We start from the raw sequence: 6000 nt of genomic DNA on the forward strand, positions 1-6000 counted from the left end.
GATGGGGTTCGCGGAGTTCTGCGAGCGATACGGCTTTGGCCTGTCGCGCAACTACGTGATCGCAGATGACGCACGCAGGTACGGCACGCGAGTGATCGCCGCCGCCGCTCACGGCCGGTTGTCCGGCCAGGCTCCGCTGAAGCCGCAGGAGGTCGCGGACGACGATCTCGTCAACCAGACCCTGGAAGGGTTGCAGTTCGAGGTCAAGGAACTGCGCCCACCCAAGTGGTCACGCGAGGAGCTGATTCTTGCCTGTTCGCAGCTGTTCTCGAACAACCAGGTAGCTCAGAGGGTCAACGATCCGGCTGTGCAGGAGCTCGCGGCCTTCCTGCGACAACTGCCGTTTCACGCTCCGCAGGACCGCGGGCTCAACTTCCGGTCGGGCAACAGCGTGCAGCGCAAGCTCTTCGACCTGAAGACCAGGCTGCCGGACGAAACGGGCAAGAAGACCCGCGGCGGAGCCCTGGACCAGGTCATCGTCAACGAGTTCGTCGCCGACGAGGCGGAGATGCACCGTCAGGCTGCCGCGATCCGGGCTGAGTACGAGCCCAAAGCGTGGGCGCTGTCCGCCGGCCGCCAGGACGTGCTGGGTTCGAGTCATGTCTACGACAACGAGACCGCTCGTTCGCAGCAGCTTCGCGAAGGCCACGTGATCGTCGTCTATGACGCCGAGGACGCGCTAGGCATTGCGAGGATCGGCCGCATCGATCCCGACGCCACACGGCACGTCGCGTACTACGGCGGCACCTGGCGTGCGCTCGACGGGGCTATCACTGCTGACGAGGTCAGGGAAGCGTGCAGCGATGACGAGGCGCAGAACGCGATCCGACCCATGGACATCGACAAGCTGGAGGCGATGCTGGCGCGGGTTGCCGTGCGGCTGCCTTCCCCGGCAGCTGAGGCTCGTGTCGTAGCGAAGGTCAAAGCAGCGCGTCGCACTGTCGCCGACGATGGAAAGTCGCCTACTGGCGGAAGGCGTGAAAGCAAGACGAAGGCCCGCAACGGTCAGGGCGGCTTCCGGAAGAAGCTGATCCAACGGTACGGACACGTGTGCGCGATCACTGGCCCTTGTCCGGCAGAGGTGCTGCAGGCAGCGCATCTCCGCAACTTCGCCGAGCACGAAACCCACAACCTCGCCGAGGGTGTGCTGCTGCGCGCTGACGTGCACCTGTTGTTCGACAACGACCTGCTAGCCGTCGATCCCACCACCTGGCGCGTGGTGCTCGCCCCGTCCTTGAGCGACTACCCCGCTTACACCCAGTTCGACGGTGCCAAGTTTGCTGACGGCCCGTGCGAGAAGGCGATCACCGATCACTTCAACGCGGTCACCAAGACGTGGGCCTAGAGCTCCACGGCGTGGGCCCGTGATCGGAAACGAAGACGGCCTCTGACCTGTTCGCACAGGTCAGAGGCCACTTGTTGAGGCGCCCCTGGCAGGATTCGAACCTGCGACCTCGGGATTAGAGATCCACATCTCGCGGTGTTCGTGGTCGTCTGCCGTCATGGCCTGTGAGATGCGCTGATGATGAGCCGGAGTCGCCACTGTGAACGATCGATTGTGGGTGTCTGGTGTCGTTCGGCCTGGATAACCGCTGGATTTGATCATGGTCAGCTTGACCACCGGATCAGCGCCTCGTGCCACCGGACCAACAGGCGGCGAAGTCGAACATGCGTGCGACCTGCCGAGGTTGGCAAGTGTCGGCAACTTCTGGGCTTCTTGTTTCGCTGCATCGTCTTCAGTTGCAGCCGAGACGGACTAATACGACTCGGCTAATCGGGTGACAAGAATAGAAGATATTCAAGTCAATGGCGGTTTCCGGTACGTTGGCGCGCAGGTTCGAGCACACAGGGGTGGGCATGAAATTCTCTGAAAAGTACGGGATAGTCCGCCAGTCTGATGACGATTGGTACGACACGTTCTTGCCTGCCGACACGAAGCTTTTCGTGGACCCATTTTTGATCTGGGAAGAGAAGGACGGATTTTGGGCTGGTGCTCACAGTCATTTGATTGAGTTCTTTGACATGGTATTCGACCTCATTCGGCAGTCGAATGGCGAACCTGAAAGTATATACTGGAAAAAGGCCGCTTCTCTTCTGATTTTTCGCGAGCCTGCTGAATTTTGTCTCGGAGTGGCGGAGGGGACGCCATTCGGATCTGGATCTGGCGCTGGCCTTCAAAAGGACATGCTTGATGGTGTTCGGACTGCAGTGGGTCTGGGTATGTACAAGATTGCTCACATGGAGACCATCTCGCTCTTCCAAGGTGGTATGGGATTCGACCGGATTAGTGATTCCGCCTGCAATATTCTCAAGAGCTTCTTCATCGACTACACGCAGGACGTGTGTCGGCGGCATAATGTCGAAACGGAACGAATTCGCGTCGAGAACGCATCTTGGAGTTCTGAGTTTTTTCGATGGGAATCAAAGATTGTAGAGCTTCCGACGAACACGATCACCTACTTGCGAAAAGGTCAAGCGAGGCAAAAGAAGATCGCGACACTGCTGACTCCTGAGCGATTTCTTCGAGAGCTTCCCGTTGCGGAGCCGAACGGATTCTGGTCCTGGTCTTGGGCGAATCATGGCGGGGAACTTCGCAACGATTTTAATTTTGACGTGGCGAGAAATGTGGCTCGAAATGTAAAGGCGCGGTTGGCGAGGCAGCATCCGGATATTGTCGCACTCTATCTTCAGCATCTGGAAGAAGTGGAAAAGAAGCCGTACCCTATTGGGGAAGATCCCAAAGCGCTCGTCAAGTGGTACGCGCAGGGCGCAAAACTCATCCGCAAAGGTGAGGATGCTGTCCTGCCGGATTCGTCCGATCAATTCAACGACTTCGTGCGCAGCCTGGTCGAAGTGTATCGTCAGGCGATTGAGCACACCGACTCGTGGCTTTTGTTGTGGAATGGGGCGGTTCCGCACGCGGAGCGAGTGGCTCAGGTGCTTTTTCGCTCGATGGTCATCCACTACTGTCGTGCCAATGGCGTCGAGATGTCCAGTGAGGCAAACGCAGGTCGCGGTCCGGTTGATTTCAAGTTCTCGGGCTGGTCTGGTCGGGCTCTCATTGAGATGAAGCTTGTGAAGAGCAGTAAAATTTGGGACGGAATTCTTGCCCAGCTGCCGGAGTATCAAAATGCCGAAGGCGTAGAATTCGGTCTGTATGTTGCGATCGCATTCACCGACGACGACTATTCTGATAGTGTTCGAAATAAGTTGAACGAGGCCGCGCGGCTTGCGTCCGAATATTACAATATGAATATCGAGGCAGTGCTTATTGATGGTCGCCGGAAAGATTCTGCCTCCAAACTCAAGAACCGAGAGCTGTCTGACCAGCTGCATCGTGGTTCTGAGGAAGAGGAATCAGAGGATCAGTGACAAACAGCTTAGCGCCACACCTCCCCGTTCCCTTGTCCCTGCTGCGCTTAGCGCGTGGACGGTGGTGTCAAGAGTGGCCGTAGGCCATCGCGAAGCGACGCGTAGCGCTCTTGGCACCACCGTCCACGCGTTAAACGATGTTGGGACACGGGTGCGGGGACCCAGCCGGAAACGTCACCTTCTTGCGGTGGCTGCGGGGCCGGTCGGGTCGCTTTCCCGTTCGGTCGGGGTAGGCCTGCCTCCGTCGCCGGGCGCGGGTGGGTGGCCGGAGGCCGGGCCCCGCCCGCTTGCCCGAGCGACAAAGAGATGAGGCCGTTAAGCCCCTGCCGAACGGGGATGGAGCGGCGACCCGAGCGGCCCCGCAGGGGCCGCCTTGATGAAGTAAAGAAACTCTGAACACAGAGGCTGTCCGTGCGCCTCAGAGCAGGTTGACCCCGTCGTGAGCACGTACTGACGGCTCCGGCTCGAACGCGTCGAGAACGCGGGCTGCGAAGACGGGGCTCATTTTCTCGCGGACCTCGTCGAGGGTCATCCAGCGAACATCACGCGCTTCGTCGGTTAAGGCAACAGGCTCAGTCGTTGCTGCACAACGGAAAGTCAGAGCTACGACGTCCCGCTTGAGGTTCTTGTAGACACCCGTGAGGCGTTGAACTTCGACCGCGCAGCCTGTCTCCTCGAAGACCTCGCGCCGCACGCCGTCCTCAAAGGTCTCGCCGAGTTCAAGCACTCCGCCTGGCGGCTGCCACTCGCCATTGTCGCGGCGACTGATCACGAGTACGCGGTCGTCCTCGTCCACCACGACACCAACTACCGCCACAGAGTGTTTGGGCAACGCCACTGGGTCAGGCGACATGAGCTGTCGGCCGTCCTTACCTGATCAACCTGCTGGTGTATCCGGCATCAATTAGGTGTTCGTAAGCCGCGGCAACATCGGCCGGCACTTCCTGGCGAATCGCGTACCCCGCGTCGGCGAAGAGCGTCATGCGTTGGGTGTCCCCGACCAACATGCTGATGACGAACGACGTGTCACCGATGCCCTCTACGTACTCGTCGATCGGAGGCCGGTAGGACGTGCACGTGATGTCCAGTTCGGGCCACAGCTTGCGGCACGTCGCGTATGCGCGGCGCTCCTGATACGGACGGGACACAAGAACCGCAGAAGTAGCCTTGACCCCCTCCTCGTCCAGCAGCACCCTGCTGAGCTCAAAGTTCTCGGCGGTGTTGGTCGCCTTCGTCTCGATCAGGATCGCCTCGTCGGGTACGGCGTGCTCCAGCGCGTACTCGCGGTAGTGAACGGCTTCACCGCGTGGGAATCGCTTGATCGTCGTTGGAGCGTTGGCGCCGGTGAAGAGCACGAGCGGAGCTATGCCGGCCTGGTACAGCTCGACCGCGCGGACAGCGACGCCGATGTCGTGACTACCCAGTCCGATGACGATGTCGGCGGGGCGCACTTCGTGCCTCATGTCGTGGTAGTTCCACAACGCCAGGACGTCTGCGCGGTGCTCGCTGGGGATCGGATCGGATGCCATGGGTCGCTCCTCTTCGGTGATCAGTCCGGGAGGGGGAAGGTGTAGGACCACTCGAACCGGCTCGCCGCGTGAACGCCTCTCGCGAACTCGATCGGCACGTCGTCCTTCGTGAACGTCTGGCGCTTGAGGATCATCACGGGCTCACCCGGAGGCAGTCCGAGAGTGTCGATCTCTTCAGGCGTCGGCATTCTGGAGTGGAAGCTCTCAGTGATGTGGTCCGGTTCGAGGCCTTGCATGGTGAGTACCGCGAAACCGCCACCTGGCGTGGCAGGACCGGGCTTGGGGTCCACGAGCGGGGTGCCCTCGACGTGAACGGGGTTGTAGTAGCTCGTGAGGGTGTGCGTTGGTACGTCGTCGTCCTTCACCAGCCGCGCACGCTCGAAGACGGTCGCGCCTTCGTCAAGCTGTAGAGCCTCGGCGGTCTCGGCGTCCGCCTTGACCTTGCGGACTTCATTGGTCTGGTCACCGGGCTTCCACGCGCGCCCTGATGCCTCGCGGTCTGCTGCGAAAGCGACGAGTCCGTACTTCCACTTGCTCTTGGCGTAGCGCTGCACTCCGAGCCGCTTCATCGCTGGCCTGGGGCGAACGACCGTGCCGCGTCGGCGTACGGAGTCGACGAGCCCCTCGGCCTCCAGCATCGCGACGGCCTTGCGGACCGTGTTGATGTTGATGCTGTGCTCGGCCGCGATCTCTTCCTGCTTGGGCAGCGTGGTGCCTTGCGGGTACGTGCCCTGCTGGATGGCATCACGCAGCACGCCGGCCAGTTCTCTGTACCCGATCGTCACGTCGGCTCCCTCGGTCGCTCGCGATAACCCTATCTCTACAGGCCTCTGACCAGCGATTCTACCCAATAGAACTATCTCTATTGACACCTGTCGTTGTGCGGTGTCTAATAGAGATAGCTCTAATCGACCTGCTGGAGGCAGCCATGAGGAACCAGAAGCTCGACATGTCGGAGACGCGCCTGATGCTCACGGAGTTGCCGGAGTTGAAGACGCGTGAGGTCGATGGTCACACCGAGGTCGTGACGGACCAGGACGGCGCGAACCAGTACGTCGTGTCGCTGTTCAAGAAGCAGCCGGGCGCAAAGGGTGAGGAG

Annotated in this window: 5 protein-coding genes; 2 read left to right on the top strand and 3 right to left on the bottom strand. The window is 60.5% G+C overall.

Annotated elements, in window-relative coordinates:
• Nucleotide 1: 1 nt before the first annotated feature.
• Nucleotides 2-1345, top strand: coding sequence for an HNH endonuclease signature motif containing protein (locus tag BM417_RS25480; protein WP_143138797.1), 1344 nt, complete (start codon nt 2-4; stop codon nt 1343-1345).
• 461 nt (nt 1346-1806) lie between these two features.
• Nucleotides 1807-3372 (top strand): hypothetical protein, encoded by a 1566-nt coding sequence (locus tag BM417_RS46980; protein ID WP_143138798.1) that lies wholly within the window; start codon nt 1807-1809, stop codon nt 3370-3372.
• Between the two features lie 418 nt (nt 3373-3790).
• On the opposite strand, the gene BM417_RS25490 is transcribed toward BM417_RS46980, so the two are convergent.
• The 3 genes from BM417_RS25490 to BM417_RS25500 are packed head-to-tail and all read right to left on the bottom strand — an operon-like array spanning nt 3791 to nt 5686.
• Nucleotides 3791-4225: an NUDIX domain-containing protein gene (locus BM417_RS25490; RefSeq protein ID WP_093599212.1), complete on the bottom strand. Its 435-nt coding sequence runs from the start codon at nt 4223-4225 to the stop codon at nt 3791-3793.
• 16 nt (nt 4226-4241) lie between these two features.
• Nucleotides 4242-4901, bottom strand: a complete 660-nt coding sequence (locus tag BM417_RS25495) for a YdcF family protein (protein WP_093599215.1) — start codon at nt 4899-4901, stop codon at nt 4242-4244.
• 20 nt (nt 4902-4921) lie between these two features.
• Nucleotides 4922-5686: a GntR family transcriptional regulator gene (locus tag BM417_RS25500; protein ID WP_093599217.1), complete on the bottom strand. Its 765-nt coding sequence runs from the start codon at nt 5684-5686 to the stop codon at nt 4922-4924.
• Between the last annotated feature and the right edge of the window lie 314 nt (nt 5687-6000).

Origin of the sequence: Lentzea waywayandensis (genome assembly GCF_900115955.1) — a bacterium.
In the GTDB taxonomy this organism is placed as follows: domain Bacteria; phylum Actinomycetota; class Actinomycetes; order Mycobacteriales; family Pseudonocardiaceae; genus Lentzea; species Lentzea waywayandensis.